We start from the raw sequence: 19,042 nt of genomic DNA on the forward strand, positions 1-19,042 counted from the left end.
TCCGGCGGGCCTCGCGATCCGGCGTCGGACGCGGCGGGGAGGTCGCCGCTAGCTGGCTCCGATGGGGTCGTGGCAGGAGACCAGCTTGGTGCCGTCGTTGAAGACGGCCTCGACCTGGAGCAGCGGCAGCATCTCCCGGACGCCGGGCAGCACCTTGTCGGGCCCCAGGACCTGTTTGCCCAGCTCCATGCAGTCGGCGACGGACTTGCCGTCGCGGGCGGCCTCCACGATCTCGTGCGTGATCAGCGCCACCGACTCGCTGTAGTTCAGCTTCAGGCCGCGGTCCCGGCGTCTGATGGCCATCTGCGCTACGGTGAATATGACCAGTCGGTCCATCTCCCGTGGTGTGAGATTCATCGGCGATCCTTTCGACGACCATTGGCGGGACGACCAAAAGCGGCACACCGCCACGAATTGGCACGGGCCCCGTGAGTTCTGGGCTGCGAGTCGGCCGGAAGGCGACTGTTAGCCTGATCTCCGTTCCCCCGCGCGGGAAAGCCAAGAGCGCTCCATGACTCATCAATGATCAAGATTGCGTCGTTCTCTGCCCGATCGGCCTGGCGGAAGGGGCGGGAGCGGCTCGACCGGGCCGTGCGCCGGGGCGTGCGGCAGGCCACGCCATTCCACGGCGTCGCGGCCGGGCTCGGCGTCGGGCTGCCCCTGCTGCTCGGCCTGCTGAGCGGACGGCCCGACCGGGGCACGCTCGCGGCCATCGGGGCCTACCTGATCGCCGTGGCCGCGCCCACCGGCCCCTATGCGGCGCGGGCCCGGTCCATGGCCGAGTTCATCGTGGTCGTCGCCGTGGGCGGGGGGCTCGGCGGGCTGCTCGCCCCCTTCCCCTGGGCGGTCGTCGTGGTGATCACCGCGACCGTGGCGGGCGCGGTGCTGCTGGGCCAGGTGAAGCCGGTCCCGGAGTTCGCCGTCCTGTTCACCGCGGTCCGCCCGCCGCCCACGCATCCGCTGGAGAACATGGCGCTGATGGCCCTCGGCGGGCTGTGGGTCGCCGTGATCCTGCTGAGCCCCTGGCCCTTCCGGCGGCTGCGTCCGCTCGGCGGCGCGCTCGGGGCGGTGGCCGACGCGGTCGCCGCGATGCTGGACGCGGCGGCCGACGGACTGCGCGAGCCCGCCACCGGCGCCGCCGACTGGGAGGACCGGCGCAAGAAGGCGGCGGCGGCCATGCGGAAGGCCGCCACCACCTACGGCCTCTACCTGAGCGGGCAGCCGGAGGCGCCGAACGCCCGTCCGCAACGGCTCCTCGGCGGGTTCCGGCGGATGATCCACCGGACCGTCGGCCTTGAGGCGCAGATACGGGCCCTGACCGCCGGTGGAGCGTTACCGGAATCCGTGCCGGAAGCCTGGCGGTCGGAGACGGCGGCGGCGATCGGCGCGCTGGCGGCCGAGGCCCGGCGGCTCGCCGCCGATCTGGAGGAGGCACGGCCGCCGTCCGGAGGCGGGGCCGCGCCGATGTCGCCAGACCTCGCCGACCAGGCGGAGGACGTCTGGCGGGCCGCCGGGGACGACCGGGACGAGCTGCTGAACGCGGCGATCACCGAGGAGATCACCCGGTCCGTCGACCGCCTCCACAGCACGCTGGAGTCGGCCAGGGGCGCGTTCGCCGACCGGTCGCTGCCGGGGCCCGCCGTCCGGGTGCGCCCGGTGGCGCGGGCGGCGGGCGCCGTCGCCGAGGTCCGGCACCGGTCGGTGCTGTTCCAGCAGGCCATGCGCGTCGCCCTCATGGTCGGCCTCGCGATGACGATCTCCACCGCGTTCCGGATCCGGCACGGGCAGTGGATGGCGATGACCGTCCTCGTCACGTTGCACGCCACGTACGGGGAGACGATGTCCCGCGTCGGCCAGCGGGTCGCGGGCAGCGCCGTGGGCTGCCTGATCGCGGCGGTGGTGCTGGCGTCGACGCACAGCCGCCCGCACGCCGCGCTCGCGATGACGCTGTTCGCGGTGGCGGCGTTCACGCTGCGGCCGCTCGGCTACACGTACTGGAACGTCTTCGTCACCCCGTTGAGCCTGATGCTGATGGACCTCTCGTTCCTGGCGGACTGGTCCATCGCGCTGCGGCGCATCCTGCTCATCGCGGCGGGCGGCGCGATCGCCCTGGTGGGGACGCGGGTGCTGTGGCCGCGGCAGGCGGCGCGGGAGGTCCCCGACCGGGTGGACGAACTCCTGTCCGCGTGCGCGGACCTGACCCGTGCCACGGCGGCGGTGGCCGAGGGCGAGGCGTCCCGGCTGCCGTACGGCCCGGACGGCCCGCTCGCCGCGACCCGAAAGGCCATCGACGGCCTCGCGGAGCTGCGGACCCGGATGGAGAACGAGCCCGACCACGACCCCGGGCAGACCGAACGGCTGACGACGCTCATCGAAGCCTGCGGGCGCATCCGCGACCGTCTCATCACGGTGGCGGGCACCACCGGCGTGACGTCCGGTCCGCGGAACCCCGTCGCCCGCGTCCTGGACCGGACGGCCGACGCCATCGAGAACGCCGCCGCGCCCGGCGCCCCGCCGTCCGGCGGTCTCGATGTGAGCGGGCTGCTGGACGACCTGGACGACCGGCTGGCGCGGGAGGCCCACCGGCGCCGTGCGGAGCACGACCTCCCGGACCGGACGGTGCGCGGCCTCGCCGCCACCCGGCGGACCCTCGACGGCCTCGTCGGCGACGTCGACGACCTGGTCGGCGCGGTCTCGGCGATGCCGCGCCCGTGACCGGCTCGCCCGTGACCAGCTCGCCCGTGACCGCCTCGCCCGTGACCGACTCGCAGGTGACCGCCTCGCAGGTGACCGACTCGGCCGTGGTCAGCGGCCCCCGTGGTGGTCGGGCGCGGGCACGTGGAGCAGCAGGCGGCGCACCGCGTCCCAGGTCCGGTAGAAGGCCGCGTCGACCTCCGGCGACCGGTCGCCGAGGATCCGGGCCCATGCCCCGCGGTCGCCCGGCAGGATGCTGGCGCCACCGCGCAGGCCCGTGGCGGCGATCGCGGCGTGCATGGCGTCGGCGACCTGGCCCGCCGACGCCGCGCCGGTGATGACGTACAGGGTGGCCATGACGCCGAAGCCGTCCAGCACGGCGGGCCCGGTCACCGTCCGCTCGTCGGGCACCAGCCGGAGCGGGTCGGCGAACAGGAGGCGGCCCTGCCCGTCCCGGACCTCCAGGTCGGTGCAGTAGGCGGCGTAGGCGTGGCGTTCGCCGCGGGCGAGCCGTCCCGCCATCAGCTTCTCGCCCAGGACGACGGTCGCGCGGTCTCCGACGGTGACGCTCATGTGCTGGTAGAACCGCGAGTCCCGGAACGGGATCGTGGTCGCGGGCAGGTACTCGACGTAGCTGTCGGGCCCGGCGTCCAGCTCGACGACCTGGGTGGCGTAGTCGTGTTCCATCCGGTAGACGCGCGTGGCGGTCTGGGTCGTGAAGTGCGCGGACGTCCCCCGCCCGCACTCCAGGCCGATGCGGTAGCGGTCGCCCTGCAGCACTCCGCCGCCGGACGTCAGGAACATCACGTACGCCATGTCGGGCAGCGCGGCGTCCTGGAACAAGGGGCGGGCGATGTGCAGCGGCGCCTTCTGGAACCGGCGGGTCAGCTCGGTCCGCCCGCCGATCAGGTCGAAGCCGAGCTCCAGCACGCCGACCTTGCCGGGCGATCCGACGGGCAGGGTGTCGGGGACGGCGGCGTGCCGCGCCACGACGGGCGGGACCCGCTCCGGAGCGCAGTAGGCCGCGCTCATCCGGTCGGGCCGCCCCGGCCCCGACGGGTCCGTCGACGCCCCCGCGGTGGTCACCCCGCCGGTGAGCACATCGCCTCCATGCGCTCCAGGACGAGGTCGGCGACCTCGGGGAGGCCGGTCCCGGTGAGGCAGTCGGTGAGGATGACGGGCCCCGCGCCCCGCACCGCGCGGGCGTCGCGCTCCATCACCGACAGGTCGGTGCGCACGTACTGGGCGATGTCGATCTTGTTGATGACGAGGAGGTCGGAGTCGGTGGTGCCCGGGCCGCGCTTGCGCGGCATCTTCTCCCCCTCGGCGGTGTCCAGGACGAACACGTACGTGTCGGCCAGGACCGGGCTGAACGTGAGCGTCAGGTTGTCGCCGCCGCTCTCGAACAGCAGGACGTCGATGTCGGGGAAGCGGTCGAGCAGCTCGGCGGCCGCGGCGAGGTTCATCGTCGGGTCGTCCCGGACGGCGGTGTGCGGGCAGGAGCCCGTCTCCACGCCGACGACCCGGTCGGCGTCCAGCGTGCCGGCCAGGGTGCGGCGGACGTGCTCGGCGTCCTCCTGCGTGTAGATGTCGTTGGTGATGACGCCGGGGACGTGCCCCCGCTCGATCAGGATCGGGACCAGCGCCTCGATGAGGGCGGTCTTGCCGGACCCCACCGGCCCGCCGACACCGATCTTGTAAACCTCTTCCAGTTCCATGTCGTCCCTCCGGACGTCGATCGGTCACGCGGGATCGTGCGGGTCACGCGGGTCACGCGGGTCACGCGGGTCACGTGACGAACAGGCGCGCCTCCGCCCGTTCGTGCAGGGCCGCGACGGCGTCCGCGGCCGGGGCCGAGGCGTGCAGGTCGCGCGGGTCCCGGACGGCCAGCGCCGTGTCCGCCGCCGCGACCAGCTCCGGCCGGACCTCCCGCAGCAGCGCCTGCGCCCGCCGGAAGTCGATCCGGCCGAGCCGCACCGCCGCCGTGGCGCAGCTCGCCGCGAACGCGTACAGGTCACCGGCCACGGCGTCCCGGACCGGCACCCCGAGCCCGGCGTGCACGGCGCCGACGACGACCGCGTGGTTGCCCGGCGCCGCGCCGGTCGCGACGAGCCGGGACAGCCGGGCCGCCGGGGCCGAGTCGAACGCGGGGCCCGCCGTGTCCAGGACCTGCCGTCCGGTGCGGACGGAGGCCGTCCGCTGCTCCCGGTTGAGCTTGATCGCGTGCAGCCTGCGGTCGGTCTCGACCAGCGCGTCCCAGTCGTCGCCGGTCACGGCGCGGTGCGCGAGCGCCAGCGCGGCCGCGTCGGCGGTACCCGCCGCCCGCACCAGGTCGCGGACCAGGTCGGCCACGTTGTCCGCCTGGACGGCGCGGAGCTGGAAGTGGCCTTCCAGCCCGTGCGACAGCGTGTACAGGCCGCTCGGGAAGGCCGAGTCGGTGAGCTGCAACTGCGCCAGCAGCGGCCCCAGCCCGTCAGCGCCCGCCAGACGGTCAGCACCCGCCGGACGGTCAGCACCCGCCGGACGGTCAGTGCCCGCCGGACGATCCACCGTGTGCCCCGGTGTCCTTGTATCCCCGCACGTGCAGCCGGTGCAGCGCCTTCTTGCGCGCGGACGAGGAGCGGATGCTCCCGTCCAGCAGGCCGCCGAACCCGACGATCCGCATCCCGCCGCCGTACTCGACGAGCTTCACCTCCTTGGTGTCGCCCGCCTCGAACCGGACGGCCGTGCCCGCCGGAATGTCCAGCCGCATTCCGAAGCTCTTATCGCGGTCGAAGCTCATCGCACGGTTGACCTCGAAGAAATGGAAATGCGAACCGATCTGCACGGCCCGGTCACCCGTGTTGTGCACGGTCAGCGTCTCTCTGCGCTGGCCGACGTTGAGCTCGAGGTCACCCTCCGCGAACATGTAGCCGCCCATGTGCGGCCCCCTCCCCTGGTTTCATGCCGATGACTTCAGAAAAATCGTCGTGATGACGCGCCTCGTGAGCGCCGCCGTGCTCGTGCTCGTGCTCGTGCCCGTGCCCGTGGCCATGACCTTGGTTCGCGGCCGCGGCGAGGCCGTCGTCGTGGTTCCGGCGCCAGCGGCGCTCCGCCTCGGCCGCGCGTTCGCGGACCAGTGCCGCGAGCGCCGCCCCGCCGAGCAGCGGCCCCGCGACGCGGTCCGCACCGGTCGAAGAGTCGGGTCGGAGCGGGACGAGTGAGGCGGGCACGAGCACGACCTCCCCGGCCCCCAGCCGGCGGCAGCGTTCCACGCCCTCGGCCACGTCCGGCTCGCCGTCCGCCAACGCGACCTCTACCCAGCGGACGGGCAGATACTGCCTGACCAGCCGCGCGACCTTGAACAGCTCCGCGTCGGCCTCCGGGTCCGCCGCCGGCGCCACCAGCAGCACCGCCCCGTGGAAGCCCGCGCCGGGGATCGTCCGCACGACCGCCGCGCGGATCCACCCGACCAGGTGCGCGGCCGTGCCGAGCGGCGGGGCGAGCAGCAGGTCCCCTGGCCGCCGCTCGCGCGCCGCCCACGCCAGCGTCTGCGCGGCGGCCTGCGCGACGCCGGGATCGCGTCCCAGCGTCATCGGCACCACGACGGCCCGCGCGTGCTCGCCCAAAGCGGTGCGCAGCCCCCGGCCGGGGTCGTGGATCCCGGCCGTCCCGGCCGCGAGGCTCTCGTGCCCGCCGACCGCCAGGACGGCGCGGTCCCCCGTCACGAGGTCCGCCGGAGCATGGAAAGGGTCGGGACGGCGGCCAGGAAGATCCAGGTCGTCAGGACGAACGGCCAGGTCAGCGCATGTCCGCCGACGATGTTGAACGTGTTGGTGATCGCCGGGGTGGCCACCGCGGCGGTCGCCGCCCCGATCGCGGCGAAGCCGATCCCGGCGGGGCCGAGCACGACGAACGTCCCGGCCAGCGCGATCCCGGTCAGCACCGAGTTGTAGCCGTACAGGCCCGCGTCCAGGTCCGCCGCCTGCGCGCCGAGCCACCAGCCCATCAGCAGCCCGATGATGCTCCCCGCCGACGCCGCCGCCGCGACCGTCCGGCTCGACACCGCCAGCCCGACCAGGAAGATCAGCCCCACGTACCACTTGTCCTGGAAGAACACCTGCCCGAACCCGTTGAAGAAGCCGTGCCAGACGTCGCTGAACGAGACCTCGGTGCCCGGATGGGTGGCCGACGGCGGCGGATTGAGCGGATGGTGGATCCACACCCGGTGAAAGGACGGCGCCGCGATCAGCATCATCAGCGTGACCACGCAGAACGGCGCCGTCAGAGCCGGGAGGTTGTACTGCTTGAGCAGGACGACCAGCGCGGAGTTGACCATGCTGGCCCCGATCGACGCGCCGATGACCACGAGGACCGTCACCCAGTTCGTCCCGAGGTAGAGGACCAGGCCGACGCCGACGAGCGTCCCCGAGAACCCTTCGAGACCCGCCGAGATCCGATCCCAGGGGACTCCGAAGGTCCAAGCGGTGAGAGTGGCCGTGGCGCAGCCGAGCAGCCCGAAGGCGCCGAATTCCCAGCCGCCGACGAAAAGGGCGATGAGGAAGATGAGCCCGGTCCAATAACTGGGCTGGAAATCGACCTGCGCCACCCCGCGCGGGATCGCCAAAACCCCTTCCCTCACCCGCTCCGCGGACGGGCGCGACGGCTCGCCGGGGGCGTCCGGTGACGTCGGCGGCGTGTCCATGGATGCTCTCCCATCAGGAGCGACGGCCCACATGGCGCTCGGCGGCGGCCCCTGCGGTGACGGCTTCCAGCACGGTTCCCGGAAGTCGGCGCGCAAAAACTCTTGATCGCCAACGTTTGGTCAAGCACGGAAATCCGGGGTTTGCCCTATTTCGACCGTTCGGCCGCCGGGCGTCGAGCAGAGCCAACGCTTTCGTCATTGTTCGTCCCGTAATTTGCTCCTTCCCGGATACATCACCCGGCTGGGGAGCAAGCGGACTGTTATGAGCCACGCGACGAAGAAGACCACGCATCGCGAGCGGATCGACTCGCTCCTGTCCGAGGCGGGGACGACCTATGCCGAGCAGGCCGGGATCCGGATGGCGGACGAGCCGGGCCCGCTGTGGCGGCTCCTGGTGTTCAGCGACCTGGTGTCGGCGCGGATCCAGTCCGGGATCGCCGTGACCGGCAGCCGCGCGCTGTTCGAGGCGGGCGGCGGGACCGCCGAGGGAATGGCGACGCTCACCTGGCGGCAGCGCAAGGACGCCCTGCTGGACGGCCGCTACCACCACCTCGCGAACGGCACCGCGACCCGCCTGGGCGCGACGGCGGAGCTGGCGCAGTCCCGATACGGCGGCGACCTGCGAAGACTGGCCGACGAGGCCGACGAGCGTCCCGGCCGGGTCGCCGAACTGCTTCAGGAGTTCCCCGGGATCGGCCCGGCGGGCGCCGCCGCGTTCTGCCGCGACGCGCAGGCGGTGTGGCCGTTCCTGCGCCCCGCCCTGGACGACCGCGTCCTCACGGGCGCCGCGCGCCTCGGCCTGCCCACCGACCCGCACGCGCTGGCGGACCTCGTCCCCGCCGACCGGCTGGCGGCGCTCGCCGACGCGCTGGTCCGGGTGAGACTCGACGACGACCTCGCCGCGCGCGTCCGCGAGGACGGACACTCCCCCACATAGGGGGCGCATGAGCGGGGAGAAGAGCCCTGTGACAGCAGTGGTCAGGGAGGCACCCCGTGATCGCGCAGGGGGCCGACGGCCAGTTCGGCGGCGCGGCATCGGGCGACGACGCCGGGCAGCGCCGCCAGGGACGACGTCCAGGCACCGGGCGCCGAGGTGACGTCGCTGTCGTGCAGGAGGAGCGTCGCGCCGCCGACGAGTTCCGGCGCGAGGGCCGCCAGCACCGATCCCGGGGTGGCGGCGGCCGTCCAGTCCCTGCCCCAGGCCGTCCAGAGGACGGGGCGCAGGCCGTCGCGGCGCGCGGCGAGGAGGGCCTCGGCGCTCAGCGCCCCGTACGGGGGCCGGTACCAGGACGGGGACACGCCGCACACGTCCTCGATCAGCCGGACCGTCCGCCGCACCCCGCCGAGGACGCGGCCGGGACGCGAGGTGAGCGCGTTGCCGTGGTCCCAGCCGTGGACGGCGATCTCGTGGCCGTCCGCGACGATGCGGCGGCCCAGCGCGGGGTCGCGCCGGAGCATCGCGCCGAGGACGAAGAACGTGGCGTGGCAGCCGAGGCGCGCGAGTTCGTCCAGGAACAGGGGCGTCGAGCGGGCGTCCGGGCCGTCGTCGAAGGTGAGCGCGACGTGCCGGGGCCCGCCGCGCCCGGCGACGCGGGGGGTCAGGCGCCGGACCGGGCGCAGCCAGGTCGCCGCGGGCAGGGCGTGGCCCGCGAGGACGGCGGCCACGGCGGCGAGGACACGGCGCGACATGCGGGAAGTGTCACCGGGGGGAGCTCAAGTCATGGGCAAGCGACTCCTAATTCTGACGGCGGGCATGGGGGCCGGGCACGACGCCGTCGCGGGGGAACTGGCGCGCCGGCTGGCGTCGGCGGACGTCGAGACGTCGGTGATCGACGTGCTGGAACTCGTCCCGCTGCGCCTCGGGGACGGGCTGCGGCGCGCGTACGAGGCCATGGTCAGGTCCGCGCCGTGGACGTACGCGGGCATTTACCGGGCGTTCTTCGCGTCCGGGCGTCCGGCGCGCTCGTCCCCGCTGACGGCGGTGATCGCGGCCCGGCTGGAGCGGCGGATCCGGGAGCTGCCGCCGGACGCGGTCGTGTCGACGTTCCACCTCGCCGCGCAGGCCGCCGGCCACCTGCGGAACACCGGGCGGCTCACCGTCCCCTCACTGGTCCTGGTGACGGACTTTGCCGTGCACCGGATGTGGCTGCACGCGGGCAACGACCGCTACCTGTGCCCGGACGAGCGGGCGGCGCGCGCGGTGACGCGGCGGACCGGCCGTCCCGCGACCGGGCACGCGCCCGTCGTGCGGCCGGAGTTCCGCCGCCCGCGCGGCGGCGGCGACCGGCTGAGGCGGCTGGCCGGAGCGGGCCAGGACGAGCGGATCGTGCTGGTCTCGGCGGGCGCGTGGGGCGTCGGGGCGGTGGTGGACACGGCGCGGGGCCTCGCCGCGTCCGGCCGGTACCTGCCCGTGGTGCTGTGCGGGCGGAACGCGCGGCTGCGCGAGCGGATCCGCGACGCGCCCGCGCTCGGCTGGCGCGACGACATGGCCGAGCTGATGGCGGGCGCCTACGCGATGATCGACAACGCGGCGGGGCTGACCTGCCGGGAGGCGTTCGCGTGCGGGCTGCCGGTGATCTCTTACCGGCCCATCCCCGGGCACGGACGGGAGGGCGCCGAGGCCATGGCGCGGGACGGCCTGAGCTTCTTCGCCCGGTCGCCCGCAGAGCTGGTCGACGCCCTCGACCGGCTGGGCGGCAGGGCGCTGCGTGACACCCGGGCGCGCCGGGTTGCCGCGTTGTTCGACGCCGTCCCGGCCGAGCGGGTCATCCGGTCCGCGCTGGGGTGACGCCGTGCTCCTCGTGCAGGAGCGGCGACCGGGCGATGCCGACGCTGCCGAGGAGGATCAGCGCCATGCCGCCCACCTGGACGATCGTCCACGGCCCGTCGCGGACGTTCTCGCCGAACAGGCCGACCCCGAGGATGATGCTGGCGACGGGATCGGATACGGTCAGCGCGGGCTGAACCGCGACGAGCGTCCCGCTGTGCAGCGCGTTCTGCAACAGGTAGACGCTGGCGAGCCCGGCCACCGCCATGGCGTAGAGCTGCCACGAGGTCAGGACGGCCTCGACGCCGCGCTCGAAGTCGTGCGTGGCCTCGTTCATGAACGCGGCCGTCAGCGCGAACGACACCGAGGTGCCGACGCCGAGCAGGACCGCGCGGACCGGCCCCCGGATGACCCACGCCAGCGCGACGAGCCCCGCGACGCAGCCGACCGACGCGGCCGTCGCGATGATCCACGCGACGGCGTGCGGCACGTGGTAGCTCTCGTCGGGCGCGAGGGCGAACAGCAGCGCGGCGAGTCCGACGGTGAGCAGGGCGACGGCCGTCCACGGCACCTGTTTCAGCCCGCGCGGCGGCAGCAGCCCGATCAGGACCATCGTGAACGGCAGCTCGACGGCCAGCAGCGGCTGGACGAGCGACATGCCCCCCGTCGACAGCGCCACCGCCTGGAACAGGAACGCGGCGATGAGCGCGCCGATGCCGCCGAGCCACATCCGGTTGCGCAGCATGTCCAGGATGAGCGCGGGCTTGAACGCGTCCGACTCCGGCGCGGTCTTGGCGGCCCGCCGCTGGAGGACGGAGGCGAGGGCGTTCGAGGCCCCGGCGAGGATCCCGAAGATGACGGGGATCATCGGCACTCCACCTCGTCAGCCGACGCCGACGGGTGCTCGCCCGGCTTGCCCAGGTGGGGCGACCGGCCGAGGATGACGATGCCCGCGACCATCGCCGCGAGCCCGAGGGACTCCAGGGCGAGGTCGCCGACGGACAGCTGCACCCGCTCCCCGAAGATCACGATGCTGAGCGCGATGCCGGTGAGCGGCTCGGCCGCCGTGGTGGCGGGCAGCGAGATCCGCAGCGGCGCCGCGTCGAACGCGCTCTGCGCGAACAGCAGCCCGAGCGCGCCCATCGCGACCAGGACGTACGGCTGCCAGGTCACCAGGGCGTGGACGAAGCCGTCGTCGCTCACCAGCAGGACGCTGCGGGTCAGCGTGTCCATGAGCCCGTAGAGCAGCCCGGCCCCGCATGCCAGCAGCATCGCGCGGACCCGCAGGTCGCGGTGCAGGCTGCCGAACGCGCACAGGGTGACGAGGGCGAGCACGACCGCCCCGGCCAGCCAGCGCGGCGAGTGCACCCCGGGCAGGGAGCCGCCGTGCGGCAGCCCCACCCCGAGGAACAGCGCGACGCCGCCGGTCAGCAGCAGCGCCCCCCACCATTCGCGGGGGCCGAGCCGCTCGCGGTAGATCACGTGCGCGGCCAGCAGCGCGAAGATCAGGTTGACCGTGAGCACCGGCGTGACCTCGGCGACGTCCGCGATGTTCAGCGCGAACGCGAAGATGAGCTGGCCGATGATCATCGAGGCGATGCCGGTCAGCCACAGCCTGCTCCGCAGCAGTTCCAGCAGCAGCCGCGGGTGCAGGATCTCCGACAGCGGTTCCCGGTACGCCGCGTGCTGCTGCGCCACGAACCCGAGCCCGATGAAGAACGCCGCCGCCACGGCGATGGCCATCCCGAGAATGCTCATCCGAATCCACGATCTCCCCCGACCGATTCGTCAGAACCCGCACCTACCCCAGCCCACCGGACGGAACCCGCCCCGCCCCGGCCCCGCGGCGGCGGATGTCCGGTTTCTGACAGATGTCACGGTGAGGCGGTGGAGAACGTCGCTACCAGCGGGAAAGCCGGACGAACAGCATTGACGGCATGACGAAGCAAACGAGCACGACGGTGACCGATCCCGACGCCCGCGAGAAACTGCACATCGCCAAGGTGCTGCTCGGCGGCTACGCGGCGGTGAGCGTGCTGACCCTGCTGGCGATCGTGGTGTTCAGCGGCGACTCCGACCTCGTCACCGGCGCGGTGTGGGTCCGCGGCTCGATCCTCGCCGCCGCCTCGCTGATCACCTTCGCGCTCGGGGTGTCGATGGCGAGGGGCTCGCGGAGCGCCTACCGCAGGGTGCGGATCATCGCGCTGGCCCAGGTGGCGGCGATCGCGGTGATCGAGTCGATCCCCGGCTCCTTCCCGGTCTGGTTCAAGGTCGAGAACGGGGTGTGCGGGACGCTGCTGATCATCGTCGTCCTGCTGACCCTGGCGCGGACCGTGCGCGCCGCCTTCGCGGCCCGATGATCATGGGCTCGGGACACGTCCGCCCCCGTGGAGGTACGGTCACCGACGTGGAGTCTCAGGATTCGCGCGGCCCGGACGAGCGCCGCCGGCTGCTGCTCTCGCTGGGCATGCTCTGCTACCCGTTCCTGACGGCGGCGGGCGTCGCCCAGCACGCGAGCGGCGCGGGCCTCGTCGCCGGATACCTGCTGCTGGTGGCCGTCTCCGCCTGCTACCTGGCCATCGTGACGGCCTCGATGCGATCGAGGTGGCGGACCTACTGGTGGCTGCTGGCGGGGATGACGGCGCTGGCCGTGCTGGTCGCGCCGCTGGCGCACGAGAACGCGCTGATCCTCACCGCGATGATCGTCCCGGCGGCGGTGGCGCGGGTGGACGGCCGGGCGGCGCCCGCCCTGGTGGTCCTCGGCGCGGCGGCGTGCGTCGGGGTGCCGATGCTCGTGCCCGGCTGGAGCACCGGGCCGGGCTGGTACTTCGCGGTGGCCGTCGTGTTCACCGCGCTGCTCGTGCACACCTTCAGCCGCACCGCGACGGCGAACCAGCAGTTGCGCGAGGCCAGGGCGGAGGTGGCCAGGCTGGCCTCGGAGGCCGAGCGCAACCGGATCGCGCGCGATCTGCACGACCTGCTCGGGCACTCGCTCACCGCCATCACCGTGAAGACCACCCTCGCCAGGCGGCTGGCCGCCGGCGCGCCCGCCGCCGCGCTGGCGGAGATGGAGTCGGTGGAGCGGCTGTCCCGGCAGGCGCTGGCCGACGTGCGGGCCGCCGTGTCCGGATACCGGGACGTCACGCTCGCGGGCGAGCTCGCCCGCGGCCGGGAGCTGCTGCGGGCGGCGGGCGTCGCCGCCGACCTGCCCACCGCCTACGACGGGGTGCCGCCTGAGCGGCAGGAACTGTTCGGCTGGGTCGTGCGGGAAGGGCTGACGAACGTCGTGCGGCACGCGCGGGCGGAACGGTGCACGGTCGAGCTGACCGCGTCCTGCGTGGAGGTGCGCGACGACGGGGTCGGCGGCCCGGCGGGCGCGGGCTCGGGGCTGGACGGCCTGCGCGCCAGGGTCGCCGCGGCGGGCGGCGTGCTGACCGCCGGTCCGACGCGGCCGCGCGGATGGTCGCTGCGGGTGGAGGCGCCGGCGTGACGATCCGGCTGCTGCTCGCCGACGACCAGGAGATGATCCGGCAGGCCCTGGGCGCGCTGCTCGGCCTCGAACCGGACTTCGAGGTGGTGGCCTCGGTCGGACGCGGCGACGAGGTCGCCGCGGCGGCGCTGGAGCACCGTCCGGACGTCGCGCTGCTGGACATCGACATGCCCGGCCTGGACGGTCTCGCCGCGGCGGCCGTGCTCGCCGCGCAGGTGCCCGGCTGCCGCGTGGTCATCCTCACCACCTTCGGCCGCACCGGCTACCTGCGCCGGGCCATGGAGGCGGGCGCCGTCGGGTTCGTCGTGAAGGACGCCCCGGCCGACGCGCTCGCCGACGCCATCCGGCGGGTGAGGGCGGGCGAGCGGGTGGTCGACCCGGCGCTGGCGGCGGCCACGCTGGCGGCGGGCGAGTCGCCGCTCACCGCCCGCGAGCGCGACGTCCTCATCGCGGCCCGCTCCGGCGCCACCGTCGCCGAGATCGCGGCCCGGCTGTACCTCGCCGAGGGCACCGTGCGGAACTACCTGTCCGGGGCCACCACCAAGACCGGCACCCGCAACCGGATGGAGGCGCTGCGGGTGGCCGAAGAGAGCGGCTGGCTGTAAGCGGCACATGAGAAGGGTGCCTAGAGCGGCGGGCACTGTGACCACGCCGACCCTAGACACCCCTTCTTCCCACCGGTCGCGGTGCGGCGCTGGGCCGCACGGCTTCCGGGTCAGGACTCCCCGGGTCAGGACCCGAGAGCGATCCCGCTGTAGTAGTACTTCAGGATCCTGGAGTAGCTCCAGCCCGCGTTGGCCTTGTCGCGGGAGCCGTACTGCGACAGCCAGTCACCGTCGACCCATCCGCCGCACGCCGTCGTCGTGGAGCAGTAGTGGGCCTGGAGGATCTTCCCGCCGCGGGTCATGCGGGTGCTCCACGTCGCGTCCACCGCGGCGCTCGTCGACGCCTTCGCGGAGCCCGGCTTGTAGACCTGGCTCGACGTGGTGTCGTAGACGTCGAAGCACTCGCCCCATGACGTCTTGTTCGTCGAGTGCAGCGCCCAGTACCAGCCGAAGTTCTTCACGGCCATCGCCCCGGACCGGAGCGACTCCTTCGGCCAGCTCGACACCCATTCGTTGGGCAGGACGTTCTTGACGTAGGTCTTGAACGCCACCCGCTCCACGCGCCCGAGGGAGACCCGGTAGACGAGGATCGTCGTGGGCAGCTTGGTCTGCGTGCCGTCGGTCTTGCACCCGGTCGGCCCGGCGGGCAGGAACTTGTGCGAGGCGTTCTGGTTCTTCAGGCTCGAATTCAGATTGCCCTTCGCACCCGCCTTGAAGTCTTGGTATGTACCCCCGTAGTTGCTGTTGTAGTACACCCGGACGGTCTTGCTACTGCGATTCCAGACCGAGGCGGCGGAATTCTTGACGCACTTCCCCTTGCCGTTCCCCGCGCTCTTGAAGTCGTAGCAGGAGGGCTGCGCGTCACCGTAGTCCGCGATCGAACCGGTGAAGTCCGAAAGCGAGCCCTGGTTGTTGCTGTTGAAGTAGTAGCAGAACTCGCCGCTTTCGCAGGTTCCGTTGCGGGTCGCCGCCGAGGCGGGCGACGCGACGGCGGCCAGCGCCGCCGCCCCGAGCGCCATCGCGGCGGTCATCGCGCTGAGTCGCGAGATCAGCCGTGCGGTTCGTGTTGACACGGTCGTCCTTTTCTCCCCGTCGCGGTACGGACCGCGTTATTTGACGTTGTAGCCCTGCGACTGCCAGAAGGAGGTCGGGTTCGGGTTGTCCAGGTGCGGGTCGTTGACGCTCTTGGCCGCGTGCGTCTGCTTTCCGAGGCGCATCTCGACGTGGGTGTGCGCGCCGGAGCTGGAGGACACCCCGTGCCACGACTCGTCCGCGATGATCTGGCCGCGGCTGATCGTCTGGCCCACCGCCAGCGACGACCGCGGCGCGGAGTGCAGGTAGATCACCGTCTTGTTCGCCGAGGCGTTGTAGATGGAGATGGTGGACAGGCCCGAGCTGCCCGTGCTGCCCCGCGCGATGTAGATGATCTTGCCGCTGACCAGGGCGCGGACGTCCGAGCCGATGCCGCGGGCGATGTCGATGCCCTCGTGCCGGCCGGGGGTGCTGGTGTAGCCGTCGAAGCCGCAGGTGATGCGGCCGCCGCTGGCCTTGTACAGCCCGTACGACAGGTTCGTGCGCGACGCGGGCGAGAACTGGTGCGAGGCGTTCTGGTTCTTCAGGCTGGAGTTCAGGTTGCCCTTCGCGCCCGCCTTGAAGTCCTGGTACGTGCCGCTGTAGTTGCTGTTGTAGTACACCCGGACGGTCTTGCTGCTCCGGTTCCAGACCGAGGCGGCGGCATTCTTGACGCACTTCCCCTTGCCGTTGCCCGCGCCCTTGAAGTCGTAGCAGGAGGGCTGCTCGGTGCCGTAGTCGGCGACCGAACCGGTGAAGTCCGAGACCGAGCCCGCGTTGTTGCTGTTGAAGTAGTAGCAGAACTCGCCGCTCTCGCAGGTTCCGTTGCGGGTCGCCGCCGAAGCGGTCGATGCGGTCGCGAGCGTCGTCCCGCCGATCGCCACGGCGGCGGCCGCCACGGCGAGGGCCTTGTTGAGCGTTGCCATTCCGTTCTCCTTTTCTCTTTCCTTCTTCAGCGGGGTCTGGACAGGCGGCCGGTCAGCCGCGCTGGTACTCCTCCCAGGTGCGGATGGCGACCTTCGGCCCGTCGTCCGGGCCGCGGTCGGCGAGCCCGTTCTGGCCGAGGTAGTAGTCGCCGATCTGGTGCTGCGCCTGGCCGGAGAGATCGGTGTCGCTGATCGCGGCGGCGTGGATGTGCCACGGCCAGTCGCCCTGCTGGGGGCTGCGCACCCAGGCCGCGAAGCCGACGCGGCGCAGCGCGCGGGCGACCGACACGCGGGTGGCGGAGCTCATCACCTTCACCGAGACGTCGACGACGCCCCCGCCGTCGTGGGTGCCCGCGGACGTGGGGTCGCCGCCGGGGTTGTACGAGCCCTGGTCCAGGACGAGGGTGCGGCCGAGCAGGCGTCCCGCCTCGGCGAGCATGCTCCGCGTGCGGGTGTTGACGACGAACCCGCCGCCCGCGGACACCTTCGACCCGGGGGTGATGACGTGGGCGACCGTGAACCGGCCAGCGCCGAGCTTGGCGAGGGAGGTCTTGCCCGGCATGCCGTTGGCGTCCAGGCCGGTGTATCCGAGCGACTTCTGGTACTTCGCGTAGGCGGTGACCGTGGTGGTGCCGAAGTAGCCGTCCACCCACTTCTTGTCGAGCAGCTTCCGGTCCAGCAGGGCCTGCTCGACGAGGAGCACGCTGGCCTTGGCGCCCGGGGTCAGCGTGTCGTCCGCCCGCCGCGGGTCGATCTGCGCGGCCTTGACCAGGGCCTCCATGTTCACGCCCGGCAGGGCCCGGGCGCCGGCGGCCGACTGCGCCGCCGACGCCTGGGGCACCCCGGGCAGGGCGGCGAGCAGGGCCGCCGCCGCGAGGGCTCCGGCGTATGGAAGCAGTTTCATCGGTTCTCCTAATCGCGAGCGCCGGGGCGGATGGCCACGGCGAAACAGGCCGTCACGGATCGCGCACAGGCCGGAGGGGGAGGTCGGCGCCGTCGGACTGCTCGCCGGACTCCCGGCAGGGGCATGCGCGCCCCTGACGGGTGAGTTCCGGTGAACGGGCCACTACGGCGGGACGATCCAGGAGTCCTGCGTGCGTCGCCGCGTGAAGGCAGTCCCTTTGCGGGACTTGTTCGGTCAGCTCGGACGCGGTCGTTCAGACCGTTGACCGTGCGGCCGATGAGGGGCCGGGCCGGTCACGTGCAGGCCCGGTGTTCGCGGACGACGCCTGTCAGCAGCGTTCGCTGGTCTTGGCGCTGGGCCCGTCCGGGATCCAGCCGATCGCCTGCGTGCAGTGCGCCAGCGTGTTGCTCCCGAGCGACCAGATCTCCGCCTTCTTCGTCCGGCACTGGGTGCCCTCAAGGCTCCGGTCGGAATTGTCGCCGACCGCCACGCAGGCGTCCCAGGTGCGGTGCGAATTGCGGTAGCCGGCCCAGACGTAGAGATATGCCCAGTTCTTTCCGCACCCCTTGAACTGCTTCACCGACGCGAACGTCTGCCCGCCCGAATTGATATGGGCGGTCGAGCCGATCTGGACGGTGCTGCTGCAGCCGGGTGCGGACTCGGCGTACGCGACGGTCGGAACCGCTGCCATCGCCGGTACCGCGAGAAGCGCGGCCAATGTCCCCTTGGCGAATCTCATCTTCGTCGAAGCCCCCTTGTGTCGCAGCCCGCCGCGGTGCGGGCAGTGACCACCTTGCCGAGGGCGTCGACGTGTCAGGTACCCCTCGTGACAGGTTCTGACATGCTCTTACACGGAGGGCCCGCCGACCTGGCGGCTACCTCGCGACGTTCACCACGAAGTAGACGGGACGCGCGCCGGGCAGGAGCTGCCTTCCCTCTCCGTCGACCATCTTCCAGCCGACCCAGCACGATCCCGGAGAGGCCGGGGCGGTGACGTGAACGCTGACCCGGACATGCGCACCCGGTTTGGTATCCCGAATGGGAACCTTTCCCGGAGTGGAACACGTGCCGTTGTCGGCGGGCAGCGTCGCGCGCGCCAGGAAACGCCCGTGCCACGGGACCGTGCCCGCGTTGGCGAGTTCCCAGGTCTTAATGAATTGCTGCCCCGTCTTCACCACCGTGCCATCGGGAATGGTCACGTCGCCGATGAACACGCTCCTGTCGCCGGCGATCACCGGGGCGCTCGCCACCGTCGCCTGCCCGGACTTGACGGTGGCCTCCTGGGGCCGTCCCGGCCGTCCGCCGGAATCGCGGATCATGGACGCGCCCGCCACCGCGCCGCCCACCGCCGCGCCGCCCAGGACGATCGCGAGGACGCGGCGCCGCCGCGTCCGCCCGGGCGGGGACCCGGGTACCAGTGCGGTGACCGCCGCCCGGTCGTCCGCGTCCCCCGCCGAGACCTCGTCCGCCTCTCCCGCGGGCACCAGGGCGAGCGGGGCGGGTTCGACCTGGTCGGCGGGGTCGACGCGCTCGGCGGAGCCGTCCGCGTCGAGCACGGCGCACCAGTACTCCCGCCACTCCTCGACGTCGCCCCCGCACGCTTCGACGAACGCCTGCGTCGTCGTCCAGCTCGGGAACCTCGTGCCCCGGGCCGCCTCGTGGAGGGTCGCGTGGCTGACCGACCGCGACTTGCTCGCCATGACCCGGAACGAGGGGTTTCCGGCCTCGGCTCGTAACCGGCGGAGCCGCTCCGCGAAACGGTCACGGCCTTCCCGACCTCCGGCGGAGGACAGCACACCAGAGTCACCCATGGTCCACCTCACCAACCCGGTCGCCAGCGGCAAGCATGGACAATCTAGCCGAGAGATGAGTGCCGTAGTCGCGCGGCTCGAACAGTTTGA

General features: G+C 72.7%; 21 protein-coding genes. 6 read left to right on the forward strand and 15 right to left on the reverse strand.

Annotated elements, in window-relative coordinates; genetic code table 11:
* Positions 1 to 48: 48 nt before the first annotated feature.
* Entirely contained in the window at positions 49 to 357 is a 309-nt protein-coding gene (locus tag FXF65_RS25120; RefSeq protein WP_148352456.1) for an urease subunit gamma, read from the reverse strand.
* 165 nt (positions 358 to 522) lie between these two features.
* Here FXF65_RS25120 and FXF65_RS25125 point away from each other — a divergent pair, with 165 nt between their 5' ends.
* Positions 523 to 2,715 (forward strand): FUSC family protein, encoded by a 2,193-nt coding sequence (locus tag FXF65_RS25125; RefSeq protein WP_148352457.1) that lies wholly within the window; start codon positions 523 to 525, stop codon positions 2,713 to 2,715.
* A gap of 90 nt (positions 2,716 to 2,805) precedes the next feature.
* On the opposite strand, the gene FXF65_RS25130 is transcribed toward FXF65_RS25125, so the two are convergent.
* The 6 genes from FXF65_RS25130 to FXF65_RS25155 form a co-directional block, all read right to left on the reverse strand.
* Positions 2,806 to 3,795: an urease accessory protein UreD gene (locus FXF65_RS25130; RefSeq protein WP_246199073.1), complete on the reverse strand. Its 990-nt coding sequence runs from the start codon at positions 3,793 to 3,795 to the stop codon at positions 2,806 to 2,808.
* Complete coding sequence (ureG, locus tag FXF65_RS25135; protein ID WP_148352458.1) at positions 3,777 to 4,412, reverse strand: urease accessory protein UreG; 636 nt, start codon at positions 4,410 to 4,412, stop codon at positions 3,777 to 3,779. The genes FXF65_RS25130 and ureG overlap by 19 nt, the downstream gene beginning before the upstream one ends.
* A 70-nt stretch (positions 4,413 to 4,482) precedes the next feature.
* Positions 4,483 to 5,244 carry an urease accessory protein UreF gene (locus FXF65_RS25140; protein WP_148352459.1) on the reverse strand — a complete coding sequence of 254 codons (762 nt, stop codon included), beginning with the start codon at positions 5,242 to 5,244 and terminating at the stop codon, positions 4,483 to 4,485.
* Positions 5,222 to 5,614: an urease subunit beta gene (gene ureB / locus FXF65_RS45425; protein WP_148352460.1), complete on the reverse strand. Its 393-nt coding sequence runs from the start codon at positions 5,612 to 5,614 to the stop codon at positions 5,222 to 5,224. Before ureB ends, FXF65_RS25140 begins: the two co-directional genes overlap by 23 nt.
* Positions 5,586 to 6,401: a CbiX/SirB N-terminal domain-containing protein gene (locus tag FXF65_RS25150; protein WP_148352461.1), complete on the reverse strand. Its 816-nt coding sequence runs from the start codon at positions 6,399 to 6,401 to the stop codon at positions 5,586 to 5,588. Before FXF65_RS25150 ends, ureB begins: the two co-directional genes overlap by 29 nt.
* Positions 6,398 to 7,378 (reverse strand): urea transporter, encoded by a 981-nt coding sequence (locus FXF65_RS25155; protein ID WP_148352462.1) that lies wholly within the window; start codon positions 7,376 to 7,378, stop codon positions 6,398 to 6,400. Before FXF65_RS25155 ends, FXF65_RS25150 begins: the two co-directional genes overlap by 4 nt.
* A gap of 262 nt (positions 7,379 to 7,640) precedes the next feature.
* Here FXF65_RS25155 and FXF65_RS25160 point away from each other — a divergent pair, with 262 nt between their 5' ends.
* Complete coding sequence (locus FXF65_RS25160; RefSeq protein ID WP_148352463.1) at positions 7,641 to 8,315, forward strand: HhH-GDP family DNA glycosylase; 675 nt, start codon at positions 7,641 to 7,643, stop codon at positions 8,313 to 8,315.
* A gap of 41 nt (positions 8,316 to 8,356) precedes the next feature.
* Here the strand turns inward: FXF65_RS25160 and FXF65_RS25165 are convergent, their stop codons facing one another.
* Positions 8,357 to 9,067, reverse strand: coding sequence for a polysaccharide deacetylase family protein (locus FXF65_RS25165; RefSeq protein WP_148352464.1), 711 nt, complete (start codon positions 9,065 to 9,067; stop codon positions 8,357 to 8,359).
* Positions 9,068 to 9,098: 31 nt separating this feature from the next.
* Here FXF65_RS25165 and FXF65_RS25170 point away from each other — a divergent pair, with 31 nt between their 5' ends.
* Positions 9,099 to 10,166, forward strand: coding sequence for an MGDG synthase family glycosyltransferase (locus FXF65_RS25170; RefSeq protein ID WP_148352465.1), 1,068 nt, complete (start codon positions 9,099 to 9,101; stop codon positions 10,164 to 10,166).
* Here FXF65_RS25170 and FXF65_RS25175 read toward each other — a convergent pair.
* Entirely contained in the window at positions 10,144 to 11,013 is an 870-nt protein-coding gene (locus tag FXF65_RS25175) for a DMT family transporter (protein WP_148352466.1), read from the reverse strand. The genes FXF65_RS25170 and FXF65_RS25175 overlap by 23 nt on opposite strands.
* Positions 11,010 to 11,903, reverse strand: a complete 894-nt coding sequence (locus tag FXF65_RS25180) for a DMT family transporter (protein ID WP_148352467.1) — start codon at positions 11,901 to 11,903, stop codon at positions 11,010 to 11,012. Before FXF65_RS25180 ends, FXF65_RS25175 begins: the two co-directional genes overlap by 4 nt.
* Before the next feature lie 179 nt (positions 11,904 to 12,082).
* Here FXF65_RS25180 and FXF65_RS25185 point away from each other — a divergent pair, with 179 nt between their 5' ends.
* The 3 genes from FXF65_RS25185 to FXF65_RS25195 are packed head-to-tail and all read left to right on the forward strand — an operon-like array spanning position 12,083 to position 14,240.
* Positions 12,083 to 12,505, forward strand: a complete 423-nt coding sequence (locus tag FXF65_RS25185) for a hypothetical protein (protein WP_148352468.1) — start codon at positions 12,083 to 12,085, stop codon at positions 12,503 to 12,505.
* Between the two features lie 47 nt (positions 12,506 to 12,552).
* On the forward strand, positions 12,553 to 13,635 hold the full coding sequence (locus FXF65_RS25190; protein WP_246199074.1) for a sensor histidine kinase: 1,083 nt from the start codon (positions 12,553 to 12,555) through the stop codon (positions 13,633 to 13,635).
* Positions 13,605 to 14,240, forward strand: coding sequence for a response regulator transcription factor (locus FXF65_RS25195; protein WP_222868726.1), 636 nt, complete (start codon positions 13,605 to 13,607; stop codon positions 14,238 to 14,240). The genes FXF65_RS25190 and FXF65_RS25195 overlap by 31 nt, the downstream gene beginning before the upstream one ends.
* Before the next feature lie 125 nt (positions 14,241 to 14,365).
* On the opposite strand, the gene FXF65_RS25200 is transcribed toward FXF65_RS25195, so the two are convergent.
* The 5 genes from FXF65_RS25200 to FXF65_RS25220 form a co-directional block, all read right to left on the reverse strand.
* The gene (locus FXF65_RS25200; RefSeq protein WP_222868727.1) at positions 14,366 to 15,313 is read right to left on the reverse strand and encodes a peptidase inhibitor family I36 protein; all 948 of its coding nucleotides are present in this window, start codon (positions 15,311 to 15,313) and stop codon (positions 14,366 to 14,368) included.
* A 36-nt stretch (positions 15,314 to 15,349) separates the two neighbouring features.
* On the reverse strand, positions 15,350 to 16,237 hold the full coding sequence (locus FXF65_RS25205) for a peptidase inhibitor family I36 protein (protein ID WP_148352471.1): 888 nt from the start codon (positions 16,235 to 16,237) through the stop codon (positions 15,350 to 15,352).
* A gap of 52 nt (positions 16,238 to 16,289) precedes the next feature.
* Positions 16,290 to 17,141 carry a peptidoglycan-binding domain-containing protein gene (locus FXF65_RS25210; RefSeq protein ID WP_148352472.1) on the reverse strand — a complete coding sequence of 284 codons (852 nt, stop codon included), beginning with the start codon at positions 17,139 to 17,141 and terminating at the stop codon, positions 16,290 to 16,292.
* Positions 17,142 to 17,469: 328 nt separating this feature from the next.
* A complete protein-coding gene (locus FXF65_RS25215) occupies positions 17,470 to 17,832 on the reverse strand; it encodes a hypothetical protein (protein WP_148352473.1) in 363 nt (120 codons plus the stop codon).
* A gap of 184 nt (positions 17,833 to 18,016) precedes the next feature.
* The gene (locus tag FXF65_RS25220; protein WP_187412489.1) at positions 18,017 to 18,952 is read right to left on the reverse strand and encodes an NBR1-Ig-like domain-containing protein; all 936 of its coding nucleotides are present in this window, start codon (positions 18,950 to 18,952) and stop codon (positions 18,017 to 18,019) included.
* Positions 18,953 to 19,042 lie beyond the last annotated feature (90 nt).

It is taken from the genome of Actinomadura syzygii (assembly GCF_008085905.1).
In the GTDB taxonomy this organism is placed as follows: domain Bacteria; phylum Actinomycetota; class Actinomycetes; order Streptosporangiales; family Streptosporangiaceae; genus Spirillospora; species Spirillospora syzygii.